This window comes from Halorubrum xinjiangense (assembly GCF_049604745.1).
In the GTDB taxonomy this organism is placed as follows: Archaea; Halobacteriota; Halobacteria; order Halobacteriales; family Haloferacaceae; genus Halorubrum; species Halorubrum xinjiangense_A.
Genome location: NZ_CP187140.1, coordinates 762,016 through 777,753 on the forward strand (window position 1 = coordinate 762,016; position 15,738 = coordinate 777,753).

Here is a 15,738-nt window from a genome sequence, read left to right on the forward strand (position 1 = left end):
GTCAGCAGTCGACCGCGCCGGCGCTCGACTCGATCGGCGAGCCGTCGTCCTCGTAGTCGGCGTCGCCGACCGAGCCGGCGAACATCGGGAGCTGGAGTTCGTAGGTGTACAACACGTCGAACGCCGCGAACGGGTCGATTCCGTCCGCGATCGCCTGCCGGGCGGTCAGCCTGACGCCCGCGGCGAGGGTCACGATCGGCTCCCCGTCGAGTCGCCCGGCTGTCTCGATCCCGAATTCGTTGCCTGCGCCGGGGTCGGTCAGCACGGAGAGGTGGACCACCGTCTCCATCGTCGCCCCGCTCTCGCCGTCGCCGATCGAGATGGGGTATCCGCTCCCGGTGAAACATCGCGTGATCGGCGGGGCCTCGCCTCCGTTCGCGTCGACGCCGGGCCCGACGGTTGCGGGACCGGCGGCGGGCCCTTCACCCGCCGACTCCGTCGCCGTTCCCTCCGGCGGCGCGGTCTGTCCCGTGACCTGGCCCGCGACCGCGCCGGCGCCGAGGCTCGCGACGAGGAGCAGCAGCGCGAGCGCGAGGGCGCGGACGCGGGTCCGTTGCGGGCGCGTCATCGGCCGTCCATTCGTCGGCCCGGTTTAAATCACCGCGGTCGGCGATATCAGCCGAGAGAATCGCCGCCGAGGAGCCCCTCGACGAGCAGCTCGGCGGACGCGACGTTCGTCGCCAGCGGCACGTCCTTCACGTCGCAGACGCGAAGAAGCGCCGAGATGTCGGGTTCGTGCGCCTGCGCGGTCAGCGGGTCGCGGAGGAAGACGACGCCGTCGATCCGGTCGCTCGCGATCATCGCGCCGATCTGTAGGTCGCCGCCGAACGGGCCCGAGGCCTGCCGGTTCACGGAGAGGCCCGTGGCCTCCGCGATGCGTTTCCCCGTCGTCCCGGTGGTCACCAGTTCGCACTCGTCGAGAACCGCCGTGTGCGACTCGACGAACGCGACCATCTCGTCTTTCAGTTCGTCGTGAGCGATCAGCGCGATGCGCATACGGTTGGCACATCGCGGCGTCGCTTAAGTACTGGTTTCGGCGCAGTCGTCGCCCCGCTCACCGGTCGCCGGACATCGCCTCCGCGCACCGCGCCTCGAGCCAGTCGAACTGCGCGGCCAGCTCTTTTCGGCGCTGCCGCTCGATGACGGTGGCGTCGAGGAGGTCGCCGATTAGGGCCACGTCGAGCGCGAACTCCGTCGTCGCGGTCACCTCGCTTCCCTCCGCGGCCGGCGCCACGACGTACTCCGTCCGCATCGCCTCGAAGATCCCCTCACGCTGCTCGTAGGCGAGGGTCGCGTCCGGGTCGTCGACGAGTTCCAGCGTCAGCTCGATCGACGCGACGCCGACATCGTTCGCGACACGCACCGTCTCGCCGTCGACTTCGACCTCGTCGAACCCCGAGGAGCGGACGAACGCCTCGACGTCCGCCATCGCGTCGCGGACGGTCTCCGGGGGCGCTTCGATCGTTCGTGAGGGGGTGACTGTGTTCATGATAGTGTGTCTCAGATCGTCGCTGGTTCTGGCTCGAAATCGTTCCGACGTTCACTCGGTCGGTGCGGGCTCGTCGCCCGCTTCGTTTCCGCCGACAGCCCGGTGAGCGGCGAACCGCCCGAAGGCGACCCGAGCCAGCGTGCCGGGACTGTGCCGGCGGATAACCCAAACCGCGTTGGCTGCGAAGACGGCGACGCCGAGCGTCACCAGGGACATCCCGACGAGCGCCGGTCCCCGGGCTCCGCTCCCGAGCGTCGTCCCCGACGCGCCCGCGAGGAGGTCGGCGGCGACGACGAGCGCGGTCCCGACGAACAGCATTGTCCCGTCGGCGGCCGCGAGCCGGTCGTCGTAGAGGTCATCGACCATCGGCACCGCCTCGAAGCCGAGCCGGTCGCTGTACCGCTCGACCCAGACGACGAACGGGACGATGTGGTATAACGTTCCGAGGATCACGAACCCGACGACGCCGAGCAGCAGCAGGGGCGCGCTGCCGGGTCCGCCGAGCACGTGCTCCGGGGCGGTCGGCGACCGCAGCCATGCGGGCGCGGCGGTCGCGACCCACGCGGCCAGCGCGAGCGCGACGACGGCGTACCGCGTGTGCATCGGTGTGCGCTCGACGCGCATCTCGAAGAGCCGACGGGCGAGGACGACCGCGAACCCCAGCGCGGCGAGCAGGATCAGGGCGGCGCCGACCCGGGCGACCGCGGTCGCTCCGACCAGCCGCCCCGCCGCGAGCGCGACGACGCCCACGGGGTGACCGACCTCCTCGACCGCGCCGAGGCGGTGGTCGATCCCGTGAAGCTCCGTCTGCGTGAACATCGTTCCGAGCTGGTAGAGGGCGCCGTATATCGTCGTGAGCACCGCCCCGAAGACGGCGAGGGTGACGTGGGCGCCGCGGACGCCGGCGTGCGAGACGCCGAGCCCGGCGAGGAGCCCGGAGCCGAGATCCGCCGCGAGCAGAACGCCGAGCCCGGTCAGGACGACGAAGAACGCGAGCGCCACGGCGAAGTGGCGCTCGGTCACGTCAAGCTCGTCGACCGTCGCGAGCGTCCGGCCGACGTTGTAGACGAACGTCCAGAACCCGACGAGCATGACGGCGCCGAACCCCGCGAGCCAGGGGAGGCGGCCCAGCACGAGCGCGGCCGCGAAGCCGACCAGCCCCCCGACCACCAGCGCGAGCTGGGCGCTCGCGAGCCGGCGCGAGTGAAGCGTCGTCCCCGACCACACCGGGACGAACTGCGTCATCGCGCCCATGATCGTCACGCACACCCACCCGACCAGGAACAGGTGAACGTGGACGAGCCCGCCGAGCCCCGGTACCGCGTCGACGACCAGTCCGACCCCGACGAGCAGGGCGCCGCCGAGGAGGGCCAGCCCGACGAGGAAGTGTCGAAGCGGGACCGTCATCGGCGGCCCCTGCGCCGTGTCGATTCCGCCCGGAACTGCTCCCATGTTCGGATCACGATCCGCCGCCGCCCTCCGACTGTTCCCGAAGATGTTCGCGCCCCCCGTCGCGTCCCGGGAACGCGGCTCTCGGCCGGCGGGCGCCGGGGAGCGTGAGGCCGCCGCACCGCCGAACGGGGCGGTCTTAAGTCCGTCCGGTAACGAGGAGGCTCCATGCCACGCGACCGAGACACCGCACCGCTCGGCGTCCGGAGCCTCGGCGACGCCGCGGGGGTGTCGTAGATGGGCGGGAGATCGGCGGACGACCGAGCGATCGGCGTCGACGTCGGGGGGACGTTCACCGACGTCGCGCTCTCGCTCGACGGCGACCTCGTCACCGCGAAGGTGCCCAGCACCGACGACCAGAGCGAGGGCGTCGCGGCCGGGATCGAGAAGGCCTGCGAGGCGGCCGGGATCGACCCCGAGAGCGTGACCGAGTTCTCTCACGCGATGACCGTCTCCGTCAACGCGTTGCTGGAGAACGACGGGGCGAAGACCGCGCTCGTGACGACCGAAGGGTTCCGCGACGTGCTGGAGATCGGCCGCCAGACCCGGCCGTCGCTGTACGACCTCGACGCCGAGAAGCCGGCGCCGCTCGTCCCGAGGCGTCGTCGGTTCGAGGTCCCTGAGCGCGCGACGGCCGATGGGATCGAGGACCCCGTCGACGACGAGGCGATCGAGTCGGTCGTCGCCGACCTCCGCGACGCGGACGTCGAGTCCGTCGCAGTCTGCCTGCTCCACGCCTACGCGCACCCGGAGAACGAGGAGCGCCTCGCGGACGCGCTGCGCGACGCGCTCGACGCCCCGGTGTCGGCTTCCCACGAGGTGCTCCCCGAGTTCCGCGAGTTCGAGCGCACCTCGACGACGGTCGTCGACGCGTACGTCCGCCCGGCGATCGACGGCTACGTTGGTCGCCTCACCGAGCGCGCCCGGGACCTGGGCCTGCCGCAGCCGCAGATCATGCAGGCCAACGGCGGCGTCACCGACGCAGACACCGTCAGGCGGAACGCCGTGACGACGGTCCTCTCGGGCCCCGCGGCCGGCGTCGTGGGCGCGAGCGCGACGGCGGCGACCGACGGCGACCGCGACGGCCTCATCACCTTCGACATGGGCGGCACCTCCAGCGACGTGAGCCTCGTCCGCGACGGCGAGGTCGAGCGGACGACGGAGTCAGTGATCGCCGATCGACCGATCGGCACCCCGATGGTCGACGTCGAGACGGTCGGCGCGGGCGGCGGGTCGATCGCGTGGGTCGACTCCGGCGGCGCGCTCCGGATCGGCCCGCGCTCGGCCGGCGCCGACCCCGGCCCCGCCTGCTACGGGAAGGGCGGCACGGAGCCGACCGTGACGGACGCGAACCTCGTGTTGGGCTACGTCGGCGCGGACACGGACCTCGGCGGCGACCTGTCGCTCGACGCGGGCGCCGCCCGCGACGCGCTCGCTGACCTCGCCGACGAGGCTAGGATGGAGGGCCCGGTCGCGGCCGCGCTCGGCGTCCACCGCGTCGCGAACGCCGACATGACCCGCGCGATCCGCTCCGTCACCGTCGAGCGCGGCCACGACCCCCGTGCGTTCGGCCTCGTCGCGTTCGGCGGCGCCGGCCCGATGCACGCGGTCTCGATCGCGGACGGGCTCGACGTCGAGCGTGTTATTATTCCGCACGCGTCGGGCGTCCTGTCGGCGTACGGGCTGCTCGCGGCCGACGAGACGCGCGACGCCGTGCGGACCCGTCAGGGCCCGCTCGCCGAGGTCGACTCTGAGGCGGTCGACGCGCTCTACGGGGAGCTCGCCGACGGGCTGCTCGACGAGGTCAGCGACCCGGACGCTGCGCGCGTCGAGTACGCCGCGGACTGCCGGTACGCCGGGCAGAGCTTCGAGCTCACCGTCGACGTCGAGCGCCCGTTCAACCCCTCGGCCGTCGGCGAGCGGTTCGCGGCGGCCCACGAGTCGGCGTACGGCTACCGGGCAGACGAGCCCGTCGAACTGGTGAACTGCCGCGCGACGGCGACGGTTACGCGGAGCGCGCCGGCGATCGAGTCCGTCGGCGTCCCTGACGCGGAACCGCGGACCACCCGCGAGACGGTGTTCCCCGACGGGGCCCACGAGACCCCCGTCTACGATCGCGATCGGTTCCCGGCCGACGAGCGTGTCGAGGGCCCCGTCGTGGTCGAGGGGCCAGAGAGCACGGTCGTCGTCCCGCCCGCGTGGGGCGTCCGACTGCGCGACGACGGCGCGCTGGTCGCGGAGGTGAGCGGCGCGTGAGCGACCCGGAGAGCGGCACGGATATCGACCCGGTCTCGCTGGAGATCCTCCGCAACCAGCTGGAGAGCGTCGCGAGCGAGATGGGCCACGTGCTGATCCGCGGGGCGTACTCGCCGAACATCAAGGAGCGGCAGGACTGCTCGACCGCGCTGTTCGACGCCGACGGGCGGATGGTCGCGCAGGCCGAACACATCCCGGTCCACCTCGGCGCGATGCCCGACGCCGTGGAGGTCGTCCTCGAAAAGGACCCGCAGCCGGGCGACGTGTTCGTCGTCAACGACCCGTTCGCCGGCGGGACGCACCTCCCGGACGTGACGCTGGTCTCGTCGATCGCACCGGACGACGAGATCGTCGGGTACGCCGTGTCGCGCGCGCACCACGCCGACGTCGGCGGGAGCGCGCCGGGGAGCATGCCGCCCGGCGCACGGGAGATATACGAGGAGGGGCTCCGCCTGCCGGCGGTTCGGCTCGTCGACGGCGGCGAGCCGAACGATGCCGTCCGCGACCTCATCCTCGCCAACGTCCGCACGCCGGACGAGCGCGAGGCGGACCTCCGCGCGCAGCGCGCCGCGAACTCGCGAGCTGAGGAGCGGGTCGGCGAACTGCTCGACGAGCACGGCGACGCGCTCCTCGACGCCTTCGACGCCGTCATCGACTACTCCCGCGAGCGCGTCGAAAGCGAGATCCGGGAGCTCCCGGACGGGACCTACCGGGCGCAGGATGTCCTCGAAGGCGACGGCGTAACGGACGCGGACATCCCGGTCGAGGTCGCCGTCACCGTCGACGGCGCCGCGATCGACGTCGACTTCGCCGGGACCGCCGACCAGGTGGACGGCAACCTGAACGCGCCGTTCTCGGTCGCGAAGAGCGCGGTGTACTTCGTCGTCCGCGCGATCACCGACCCGGAGATCCCGCCGAACCACGGCTGCTACGAGCCGGTCTCGATCTCGGCGCCGGAGGGGTCGCTGCTCGACCCGCGCCCGCCGGCCGCGGTCGTCGGCGGGAACGTCGAGACGAGCCAGCGCGTCACGGACGTGACACTGGAGGCGCTCGCGGCGGCAGTTCCGGACGCCGTCCCCGCCGGCGGACAGGGGACGATGAACAACCTGATCGTTGGCGACCGCGGCGGCGAGTTCACCTACTACGAGACGATCGCTGGCGGGTTCGGCGGTCGCCCGAGCAAGGACGGGATGGACGGCGTTCAGGTTGGGATGACCAACACGCTCAACACGCCGGTCGAGGCGCTAGAGACCGCGTACCCGCTCCGGGTCGAGCGCTACGCGCTGCGCCCGTCGAGCGGCGGCGACGGCCGCTACCGCGGGGGCCTCGGCATCGAACGGACGCTCACGGTCGAGACGGACGCGACCGTCTCGCTGCTGACTGAGCGCCGCCGGACAGCGCCGCGTGGCCTTGACGGCGGCGAGGACGGGGCGCTTGGCGAGAATCTGATTGACGGCGAGGCGGTCCCGGCGAAGGCGTCCGTCGACGTCGCCGCCGGCACGACGGTCTCCATTCGGACGCCGGGCGGCGGCGGGCACGGCGACCCCGCCGAGCGCGACCCGAAGGCTCGGGAGCGAGACCGACGGGACGGGAAGGTCGAGGACTGAGGGCGAGTCGGCCGACGAGCGGCCTGACGGAGACGTCCGCGGGTAGGCGGCGATTCAGCCGGGCGCAGCTCTCAGTCGGCGCTGCCGTCGAACGTGACGACGAGTCGTTCGGCCGCGAGCGCGTACACCGTCATCTCCGTTCCCTTCTCGGAGTACCACGTCTCGGTCGGCGTGATCAGTTCGGCGTCACAGAGCCGCTTCAGGTGGTACGAGACGTTCTGGACAGACTGGTCGACCGACGTGGCGATCTCCGAGGCGGTTTTCGGCCTCGCTTTCAGCGTGCTCAGGATCTGCTGTGCCGACTCGGAGGAGAGGACCTGTAAGACGTCCGTCGTCCCGTCTTGGTCGACGACGATGTTGGTCTGTTCTCGGGGGGCGTGGGTGACTGGCGGTTGGTGGGGGAAGGCGCTAGGCATGGGATCGGTGAATCGCGATCTTCTCGTTCTGTTTGTTCGGCTTGCTCCGAACAAACGAATCAAACAATTTAATACTTTCGGAATATATGTACGTGATATGATCCAACAGCGTTTCCATCACGTCGCGCGCACGACAGACAGGTATGAGTGAAGACGACCGCCTCCTCGCCCGCGAGCGAGTTATCGAGTCGATGGAGCAGTCGGCGGAAGTCTACGGTCTCAGTCGCAGCGCGGGGCGGATCTACGGCGTCTTATACTTCTCTGAAGCGCCCCTCTCGATTCCGGAACTCGTCGAGGAAACGGGGTACGCGAAATCGACGATCAGCAACGTGACACGGACGCTGACGCGGATCGGACTGGTCCACCGCCGGTCCTCGGAGGGCGGCGGACGGCGGGTCCACTACGCGGCCGAGCGGGAACTCTGGTTCAGCCTCCAAGACGTGTTCCAGCAGTACGTCCAACGCGAGATACAGACGACGCTGCGTGCGATCCAGCGCGCGGAGACACAGCTCCCCGACGACGGCTCGCCCGAGGCGGCGCGGATCGAGGAGCTGCGACGGAGCTACGAGGACCTCCAAGAGATCGTCACGCTCGCGTCGGAGTTCACCGCCGCGGAACTCAGGGACGCGCTCGAGTCCTACGACCGGTAGCTACCAGTACACCGTGTACGAACAGGCGTCGTCGCCGTCACGCCGACACGCCTCTCCGGTCTCCTCGATGAAGACAAACGCGTCCACGGGCGCGTACTGTCTGGCGACGCCGCGGACGAGGCCACGGTCGTACCGGCAGGGGTAGGGGTTGTGACAGGTGAGTTCGCCCGCTCGGTCTCCCTTCCGTTCGAACTCGTAGTAGCCGATGTCGCCGCCGCGGTGGTTCTGTTGGTAGGCCTCGTCGATCGACTGAAGCCCCGCAGCGACGGTCTCGAACTCGTTCGGCCACGCGGCGACCTCGGGGAGCTGTTCCCCGAGCCGGTCGAGCACGTGCGGCTGCAGCTCCTCGGCGATGGTCTCGAAGGCGTTCAACCAGGTCTGTTGCGGATACCACTCTTCCGGGTCCGGGTCGGTGATCCCCTCCGCAGCGAGCGCCCGCAGCGCCCGCTCCCGATACGCCTCGGAGAAGCGCCCCATCGCCTCTTCGACGATCGTCAGCACGGTCTGCCCGTTCACCTCGACGCCTCGGTCGAACGCCTCATAGGTGGCCATTACCGAACCGACCGTTCGGATCGTAAAAGTAACTTCGATGTCATTGTCGTCGATCCGTCGATCCCGCCCGCGTCGGCTGACGACGGCACGACAGAGCGTCACACAGGGTGTCGCCCGCCTACTTGAACCGGAACGTCTCCAGGTTCTTCGGTGCGAACGTCCGCATGTTGTAGTCATGGTACAGCGCGGACGAGAGGTCCTGAACGGAGCTCTCGTCGCCGTGGACGCACAACACCTTCTCCGGACGCGGGTTCATCGTCTTCACGAAGTTCTCTAACCCTTGTCGGTCGGCGTGGCCGGAGAAGCCGTCGACGACCTCGGTGCCCATCTCCAGGGTGAGCGTGTCGCCGCGGCTCCCGCCGCCCCAGCCGTCGACCGGGATCTCGTCCCAACCGTTCTGGATCCGGCGCCCGAGCGTCCCCTGCGCCTGGTAGCCGACGAAGACGAGGTTCGAGTCCGGGTCGGGGCCGATGTGGCGGAGCCACGACATGATCGGCCCGCCCTCGATCATCCCGGAGGTGGAGATGACGATGCACTCGTCGCCGTCGGCGACCTCCTGCCGCTCGTCCTCGCCGGCGTCGATGTGGTTGAACTGGTCGGCGAGGAACGGGTTCTCGTCCTCGTGGAAGATGCGGTCGCGGAGGTCGTCGCGGAGGTACTCGGGGTAGGTGGTGTGGATCGCTGTCGCCTCCCAGATCATCCCGTCGAGGTGGACGGGCATCTCGGGGATCTCGCCCTCGCGCATCGCCTCCTCCAAGACGAGCATGATCTCTTGGGAGCGCCCCACGGCGAAGGCGGGGATGACGACCTTCCCGCCCTGCTCGTACGTCTCGTTGATGACCTCCTTGAGCGCCTCCTCGGAGTCCTCCTGGTCGGTCTGGTAGTCGTTGCGGCCGCCGTAGGTGGACTCTAAGACGAGCGTCTCGACGCGCGGGAAGTCGTTGACGGCGCCGTTGAACAGGCGCGTGTCCTCGTAGTGGATGTCGCCCGAGAACGCGACGTTGTAGAGGCCGTCGCCGATGTGGAAGTGGGTGACCGCGCTGCCGAGGATGTGGCCGGCGTTGTGGAAAGTGAGCTTCACGTCCGGCGCAACGTCGGTCACGTCGCCGTACTCCAGCGGGATGGTGTGTTTGATCGCCTCGCGGACCTGCGCGGATTCGTAGGGGGGCGTCCGCCCGTCCTTCGCGGCGACGTCGAGGTAGTCGAGCGTGAGCAGGCCCATCAGGTCGCGGGTCGGCTCAGTCGTGTAAATGGGGCCGTCGTAGCCGTACTTGTACAGCAGCGGGACCAGCGCCGAGTGGTCGAGGTGGGCGTGGGTCAACACGACCGCGTCGAGGGTCGCCGCGCCCGCGCCGAGCGCCTCGGGCACTTGGAGGTACGGCACCTCGCCCTCGGCGCCGGGCTTGTCGCCGCAGTCGATGAGGATCCGGGTCTCGGGCGTCGAGAGGATGAAGGCCGCGCGGCCGACCTCGCGACAGCAGCCGAGCGTCGTGATCCGGACCCACTCGTCGTCGGACATCTCCTCGCGGTGGATCTGCCGGCCGACGCGTTCGAGGATGTCGCGGCGCTCCTCGCGCTCGTTCTTCAGGAAGCCGCGGACGTTCGAGACGGTGGAGGACTCTATCGGCGGCGTCCGAACGACCTCGGGGGTCCAGCCGACCTCTTGGGTGATCTCGCGGAGCGTCGAGCCGCGGCGGCCGATCACCATGCCGGGTTTCTCGGCCTCGATGACGACCTCGCCGGTGTCCTCGTGGAAGTCCAGATCGGTCACGCCGGCCTCCTCCGGGATCACCTCGCGGACCTCGTCTTCGGCCCGCGCCGGCGGCGAGAGGGCACTCGGGTCCGGACGGACCGTGATCCGCTTGCGGAGCTTCGAGGCGAGCCGTCGGATGAGGTCGCCGTCGCCCGCGAAGCGCTTGGGGTCGCGCGTGTACACGACCAGCTCCGGCCCCTCGTATTTCACGTCGGTGACCGTGATGTCGTTCGGAATCTCCTGTTCTATCTCGGATTTCAACGTATCGAGTTGCTTGTCGACTTGACTCATATCTCACTGCGGGTCGTCGAGGCCGCCGTCGTCGTCGAATCGCGTCGCGCGTCGTGCGGCGACTCGCCGCCGATCGATCGACCGTGACGGGGTAGGCATAGTGGAAGTACTGTCCGTACTGGTTCCGTACGCGGGAACAGCCAGCGAAAACCCGCTTGGTTCACGCTACTGCCCCGCCGTTATAAAAGCCTTCGCAAAGGGCAAGCCGCAGGCGGCCCAACCCCGCCCATGCGCGTTACGCCGCAGACGGTCCGCGACGAACACGCTTGGGTCCGTGACCGCGCCGATGTCGTCGTCCCGATACTCAACGACACCCGCGACCGCCTCGGTCGACTCTTCGAGACGGACGTCGACGCGGTGGCGCCCGACGCGTACCGTCGCGAGGTCGACGCCGTGTTCGCCGACGGCGAGGTCGCGGTCAACGTCGCGGCCTGCGTCGCGCTCCTTCGCGACCTCGACGTGGCGGGCGACTACCCCGGGTTCGTCGTCGACGAGGTCCTCGGCCGGGAACTCGCGTCTACGATCGCCGGCGGCCGCCCCCTCTCGCTGCTCGCGCAGGCGACGTTCCACGTCGCCGACCTCTACGTGGACCGGGACGCCACGGCCGACGCGGACCGCTCTGGCGCGGGCACGGCCGGCGCGGACGACCTCGACGCCGCGCTCGCGGCGGGGTTCCAGACGCGACTCCCGGGGTGGAACTGGCGGGAAGAAGAGAGCCCGTTCGCGGTCGGTCCCGACGCGTGATCGGTCGTCAGCGCCGCCTTACGACGTGACGTTCCTGACGAGCCCGTACGCCTTGTCGAGCAGCGCGTCGGGGAGGAACCGCGCGAGGACGCCGACGCGTGCGACCGTGCCGGGCTGGACCCGCGCCGGGGGCTGGGTTGCGCTCGCGGCGTCGTAGATGGCGTTCGCGACGAGCTCCGGCTCGACCGCGCCGGGGCCGTCGCCGCCGATCAGCTTCGCGTCCTCGAACATCGCGTAGAACTCGTCGTACGCGTCGGTCCGCTCGATTCCCTCGCGATCGTCGGGGTCGGCCGCTTCCGCGTCGTCCCCGTCCGGATCGGCGCCGGCCTCCGCCTGTGCGCGCTTCGAGAAGTTCGTCTTCACGGGGCCGGGCTCGACGACGACCACGTCGATTCCGAGGTCCGCGACCTCGTTCCGGAGCGCGTCGGACATCGCCTCCAGTGCGAACTTCGACCCGCTGTACACGCCGCCGCCGGGCATCGACACCCGGCCCGCGACCGACGAGACGTTGACGATGGTCCCGTCGCGCTCGCGGCGCATCGCGGGGAGGACTGCCCGAATGAGTCGATGCGGGCCATACACGTTCACGTCGAACTGGTCGTGGACGCGGTCGGTCGTGACGTCCTCGATCGGTCCGAACTGGCCGTAGCCGGCGTTGTTGATCAGCGCGTCGATCGCTCCCTCTTCGTCTAAGATGCGGTCCACGACGCGGTCGACGTCGTCCTGGTCGGTGACGTCGAGCGTGGCGAGCTCACAGCCCGCCTCGCCGAGCGCCTCGACGTCCGCCGGGTTCCGCGCGGTGGCGTACACGGTCCATCCCTCGTCGAGGAACGCGTGCGCCGCGGCGCGGCCGATGCCCGAGGAACAGCCGGTGATGAGTGCCGTCTTCTGCACGCCTCTCCGGTCAGTCTCCGACGGCATAACTCTCCCGGCCCGGCGCGGAACGTCCCCGCCGACCGGGAGCGAACGGGCGCGTTACTCCTCGTCTGCGTCTTCGCCGTCCGCCTCGTCCTCGTCGGTCGGGAGCAGGTCCCGCTCCGCGAGGATCTCCTCGATCTCGTCGGCCGGGCGCTCGGCGTACTCGGGGTCGTCGACGGTGATCGTCGCGACGCCGACGCCGTCGGGGGAGAGCTCCCCGTCGTTCGACTGTGCGAGGGTATCGAGCGCGAGCCCGACCGCCTCGTCCGTCGAGATGCCCTCCTCGTACTCCTCCTCTAAGTAGTCGCGGAGGTCGCTGCGGTCCGATCCGATGGAGAGCGCCTGCCACTCGTAGGGGGTTCCCGAGGGGTCGGTCTCGAACAGGCGCGGCTCGCCGTCCTCGATGCCGCCGACGATGAGCGCGACGCCGAACGGGCGCGCGCCGCCGACCTGCGTGTACTGCTGGATGTGGTCGGTGATGTTCTTCGTCAGCGTCTCGATGCCGACGGGCTCGCCGTAGCGGAGCTGGTTCACCTGCGCCTGTCGGCGCGCGAAGTCGATGAGCTGGCGGGCGTCGGCGACGTGACCCGCGCTCGCGACGCCGACGTGGTCGTCGGCCTTGTGGAGCTTCTCGATGCTCTCCGGCTCCATGAGGGGGGAGCGGGCGCGCTTGTCGGCCGCGAGGACGACCCCGTCCTCGGCGCGGATCCCGACGCTCGCCGTCCCTCGTTTCACCGCCTCCCGGGCGTACTCGACCTGGTAGAGTCGGCCGTCCGGAGAGAAGATTGTGATGCCGCGGTCGTACGCCTGTTGTTGAGATTGGCCCTGCATGATATCACTCGGTGTCGAACGTCGTCGCGCCGACGCGGGCCGACCCGCCCCACAGATCGCACGTGTCTCCGCGCACGACCGCGGGCCGCTCGGCGCCCTCGAACGCGACGTCTCGCTGTGTCGAACTGGGGGTCGCGCGACCCATATATCTTTCCTCACAGGCACGCACCGTCCCCGAAATCCCCCTGACGAGGATTCCGACCGGCTCGTCGTCGACCTCGCTCACGCAGGCGATCGCGGCGCGCGCGTCGTCGACGTGTCCGTGTCTGACGCGGACGACGGCCTCGCCGGTCCCGTTCGCGTGCGCGAACGACAGCAGCGTGAGGTCGGCGTCGGCGCTGCCGGCGTCCCCGAGGAGGTTGCCGGCGCTGTACCACAGCGCGCGCTGAAAGGCCCGCCGGCCGATCTCGGCGTCCGCCCACGACTCGATTCCGACTGCGATGTAGCGCCACCGCGGCCGGAGGTGTTTCGGGAGATGTTTCACGGAGAGATCACGCGGGCAGCTCACGGATCCGCTCCGCGACGATCACCGCCACCTGATCGTGGACGCGCTCGACCGTGGTCACCGCGAACCCCTCCGCGGTGAACGCCTCGACCAACGTGCCGACCGTCGCAGGGTCGTCGACCTCGGGGCTGTAGAACGGCGCGTCGGGGTCCGGCTCCTCGAAGAAGGCGACGTCGCCGAGGACGATCCGCCGCGCGCCCGTCTCCGCCATCACCCGGATCGCCTCGCGCTTCTCGTCGTCAGCGAGGTGGTGGAGCGCGAAGTTCGAGGTGACGACGTCGACCCGCTGGTCCGGGTCGAGGCCGGGGTCGCGGAACTCGCCGTACGCGAACTCGACGTTGTCGAGCCCGCGGTCGGCCGCCTTCCGGCGCCCCTCCTCCATCATCCCCTCGCTAACGTCTCGCGCGAGAACACGCTCGGCGTCCTCGGCGACCGCGAGCGCGATGGCGCCAGTCCCGGCGCCAAGATCGAGGACCACGTCGTCGGCCTCGGGCGCCGCGTGGTCGATCACGAGGCTCGCGCAGGCGTGGTACTCCTGGCTCTTCGAGTCGTCGTACTCGGCCGCCTTCTCGGAGAACCGCTCGGCGTGCTCCTCAACCGTCTTCTTCATACCTGCCACGTCGGACCCCCGGCTCTATGAAGGCCTCGGAGCGGCGGTCCCGGTTGCGTTCGACGAGGTCCTCCCACGCTCGCAGCCCCTCGCGGACGGCCTCGGCGTCGAACCCGATCGCCTCGCCGACCGCGACCAGCTCCCGGGGCGCTCGCAGCTGGAGGTGCGAGCGTGCGTTCGCACTCACGACGTACGGCGCGTCGTAGTGGTCGACGATCTCGCGGAGCTTCCGGAGGTCCGCGAGCGCCCGGACCCGCTTCCCGCCGGTCTCGCGCAGCGCCGGGCCGAAGTCGAACTCGACGCGGACGCCGTTGTCGCGCGCCGCCTTCGCGAGGACGTGGTTGAAGTCGCCGCCGTCCGCCATCGGGCGGGCGAGGACGTCGACGCGCGCCTGCTCGACAGCGAAGCGATTCAGGGCGTCGTCGCCCCCGACGACGCAGACCACGGTCCGGTCGGAGCGGTAGTTCCCGACCGCGCCGGAGGCGCTCGTCGGGTCGTCGTCGTCGATCTCGACCGCGTCGACGACGTCGATCCCGTACTCCTCGCCGAGCGCGTCTTGGTCGCGGACTGGGCTCTCGTCTGCGTCGGCTGGGGCCGAACCGCCTTGCCCGCCTCCCTCAGCGGGGTCCAGCGCGTCGCGCGTCCGCACCACGATCCCGTCGTAGCCGTGGCGAGCGGCGGTCGCGGCGTGGCGCGCGACGGTCGCCTCCCCGTCCGGGTAGGCGTGAACGGCCTCGTACATGTGCCCTCGTTTCGCGGCCGAGCGTATCGGCGTTGCGCTTTCGCCGTTCCCTGCCAGCCGGTCACCCGTCTCCGGCGGACTCCTCCTCCTTCTTCCACTCGCGGCGTGGGTCCTCGCCGGTAAACCACGTCGCAATGCCGTCCGGGTTGTCCTCGTTGACCGCTCGGCGGCGGCTCCACTCGACGACCGCCTTCGCGAGCGTGATCGGGAGCAGGTACGGGACGAGGAGGACCCCGACGCCGAACGCGTCGGCGACGCGGTCGAGCAGCCCGGGAGCGAGAGCCGCCTCGACCGCGAAGAGGCCGATGGTGACTGGAATCACCGTCAGCATTCCGATCATGAAGTAGAAGTAGACGACGCGCTGGGCGGCCTCGACGACCATGTACGGTGACAGCTCCTCGTAGGCCCGGTCAGTGAAGAACTCGCGCCGCACCTCAGCGACCTGCGCGCCGCAGACGCCGAGCGTCGCCAGCCCGACGGTCGGCGTGAGGTACGAAATCGCGTCCCATCCGACCGGGACGAGCGGGAAGAGGAGAAACCCGAAGATGCCGAGCGACCGGCGGACGACGCGCGCATTCCGGAGGTATATCGGCGGCAGCCACGAGACGAGGTGAATCGGCTCCGGGTCGCGCTCCCACACCGCGTCGCGCTCCGCGTCGTCGTCGTAGCCGGTGATGTAGAACGAGCGGTCCGCCAAGACGATCGGTCGCCGTGCGAACATCGCGGCGGCGCCGTGCGCGAGGACCAAGACGGCCACCTCGATCCAGTACACCGCGAGCAGCTCGCCGACGCGCCAGCCGAACGCGACGACGCCGGCGAGCGGGAGGAGGTTCGTCGCGAGCACGAGCGCGAGCGCCCCGCGACCAGTGGGGTCCAGCGGGCGAGACGGGCCGTGACCGCTCTCCGCCGATCCGTCGGAGGGCAT

At 70.2% G+C, this 15,738-nt stretch carries 17 protein-coding genes; 4 read left to right on the plus strand and 13 right to left on the minus strand.

The window, feature by feature from the left end; translation table 11 throughout:
* Position 1: 1 nt before the first annotated feature.
* From ACOZ35_RS04800 to ACOZ35_RS04815, 4 genes are read right to left on the minus strand one after another with little or no spacing between them, the layout of a single operon-like run.
* Positions 2-568: a DUF7332 family protein gene (locus tag ACOZ35_RS04800; protein WP_424015310.1), complete on the minus strand. Its 567-nt coding sequence runs from the start codon at positions 566-568 to the stop codon at positions 2-4.
* A gap of 47 nt (positions 569-615) precedes the next feature.
* Positions 616-996 (minus strand): methylglyoxal synthase, encoded by a 381-nt coding sequence (locus tag ACOZ35_RS04805; RefSeq protein ID WP_424015311.1) that lies wholly within the window; start codon positions 994-996, stop codon positions 616-618.
* Positions 997-1,054: 58 nt separating this feature from the next.
* Positions 1,055-1,489, minus strand: a complete 435-nt coding sequence (locus ACOZ35_RS04810) for an SRPBCC family protein (RefSeq protein ID WP_424015312.1) — start codon at positions 1,487-1,489, stop codon at positions 1,055-1,057.
* Positions 1,490-1,540: 51 nt separating this feature from the next.
* Positions 1,541-2,896: a hypothetical protein gene (locus tag ACOZ35_RS04815; protein ID WP_424016033.1), complete on the minus strand. Its 1,356-nt coding sequence runs from the start codon at positions 2,894-2,896 to the stop codon at positions 1,541-1,543.
* 279 nt (positions 2,897-3,175) lie between these two features.
* Here ACOZ35_RS04815 and ACOZ35_RS04820 point away from each other — a divergent pair, with 279 nt between their 5' ends.
* Positions 3,176-5,194, plus strand: coding sequence for a hydantoinase/oxoprolinase family protein (locus ACOZ35_RS04820; RefSeq protein ID WP_424015313.1), 2,019 nt, complete (start codon positions 3,176-3,178; stop codon positions 5,192-5,194).
* Positions 5,191-6,801, plus strand: coding sequence for a hydantoinase B/oxoprolinase family protein (locus ACOZ35_RS04825; RefSeq protein WP_424015314.1), 1,611 nt, complete (start codon positions 5,191-5,193; stop codon positions 6,799-6,801). The genes ACOZ35_RS04820 and ACOZ35_RS04825 overlap by 4 nt, the downstream gene beginning before the upstream one ends.
* A 71-nt stretch (positions 6,802-6,872) precedes the next feature.
* On the opposite strand, the gene ACOZ35_RS04830 is transcribed toward ACOZ35_RS04825, so the two are convergent.
* Entirely contained in the window at positions 6,873-7,217 is a 345-nt protein-coding gene (locus tag ACOZ35_RS04830) for an ArsR/SmtB family transcription factor (protein ID WP_424015315.1), read from the minus strand.
* 143 nt (positions 7,218-7,360) lie between these two features.
* Here ACOZ35_RS04830 and ACOZ35_RS04835 point away from each other — a divergent pair, with 143 nt between their 5' ends.
* Positions 7,361-7,867: a GbsR/MarR family transcriptional regulator gene (locus ACOZ35_RS04835; RefSeq protein WP_424015316.1), complete on the plus strand. Its 507-nt coding sequence runs from the start codon at positions 7,361-7,363 to the stop codon at positions 7,865-7,867.
* Here ACOZ35_RS04835 and ACOZ35_RS04840 read toward each other — a convergent pair whose 3' ends face one another.
* Together ACOZ35_RS04840 and ACOZ35_RS04845 are read right to left on the minus strand one after the other, a co-directional pair.
* Positions 7,868-8,419 carry a hypothetical protein gene (locus ACOZ35_RS04840; protein ID WP_424015317.1) on the minus strand — a complete coding sequence of 184 codons (552 nt, stop codon included), beginning with the start codon at positions 8,417-8,419 and terminating at the stop codon, positions 7,868-7,870.
* 118 nt (positions 8,420-8,537) lie between these two features.
* Positions 8,538-10,463: a beta-CASP ribonuclease aCPSF1 gene (locus ACOZ35_RS04845; RefSeq protein WP_424015318.1), complete on the minus strand. Its 1,926-nt coding sequence runs from the start codon at positions 10,461-10,463 to the stop codon at positions 8,538-8,540.
* A 228-nt stretch (positions 10,464-10,691) separates the two neighbouring features.
* Between ACOZ35_RS04845 and ACOZ35_RS04850 the strand changes: the two genes are divergently transcribed.
* Positions 10,692-11,207, plus strand: a complete 516-nt coding sequence (locus tag ACOZ35_RS04850) for a hypothetical protein (RefSeq protein WP_424015319.1) — start codon at positions 10,692-10,694, stop codon at positions 11,205-11,207.
* A gap of 18 nt (positions 11,208-11,225) precedes the next feature.
* Here the strand turns inward: ACOZ35_RS04850 and ACOZ35_RS04855 are convergent, their stop codons facing one another.
* The 6 genes from ACOZ35_RS04855 to ACOZ35_RS04880 all read right to left on the minus strand — a co-directional run bounded on the left by ACOZ35_RS04855 (position 11,226) and on the right by ACOZ35_RS04880 (position 15,738).
* The gene (locus ACOZ35_RS04855) at positions 11,226-12,128 is read right to left on the minus strand and encodes an SDR family oxidoreductase (protein WP_424015320.1); all 903 of its coding nucleotides are present in this window, start codon (positions 12,126-12,128) and stop codon (positions 11,226-11,228) included.
* Positions 12,129-12,182: 54 nt separating this feature from the next.
* Positions 12,183-12,956 (minus strand): archaeal proteasome endopeptidase complex subunit alpha, encoded by a 774-nt coding sequence (gene psmA, locus ACOZ35_RS04860; RefSeq protein ID WP_424015321.1) that lies wholly within the window; start codon positions 12,954-12,956, stop codon positions 12,183-12,185.
* A 4-nt stretch (positions 12,957-12,960) separates the two neighbouring features.
* On the minus strand, positions 12,961-13,440 hold the full coding sequence (locus ACOZ35_RS04865; RefSeq protein WP_424015322.1) for an Rpp14/Pop5 family protein: 480 nt from the start codon (positions 13,438-13,440) through the stop codon (positions 12,961-12,963).
* Positions 13,441-13,447: 7 nt separating this feature from the next.
* Positions 13,448-14,071: a class I SAM-dependent methyltransferase gene (locus ACOZ35_RS04870; protein WP_424015323.1), complete on the minus strand. Its 624-nt coding sequence runs from the start codon at positions 14,069-14,071 to the stop codon at positions 13,448-13,450.
* Positions 14,055-14,813, minus strand: a complete 759-nt coding sequence (locus ACOZ35_RS04875; protein WP_424015324.1) for an RNase P subunit p30 family protein — start codon at positions 14,811-14,813, stop codon at positions 14,055-14,057. Before ACOZ35_RS04875 ends, ACOZ35_RS04870 begins: the two co-directional genes overlap by 17 nt.
* Positions 14,814-14,874: 61 nt before the next feature.
* Positions 14,875-15,738 (minus strand): DUF6498-containing protein, encoded by an 864-nt coding sequence (locus ACOZ35_RS04880; RefSeq protein ID WP_424015325.1) that lies wholly within the window; start codon positions 15,736-15,738, stop codon positions 14,875-14,877.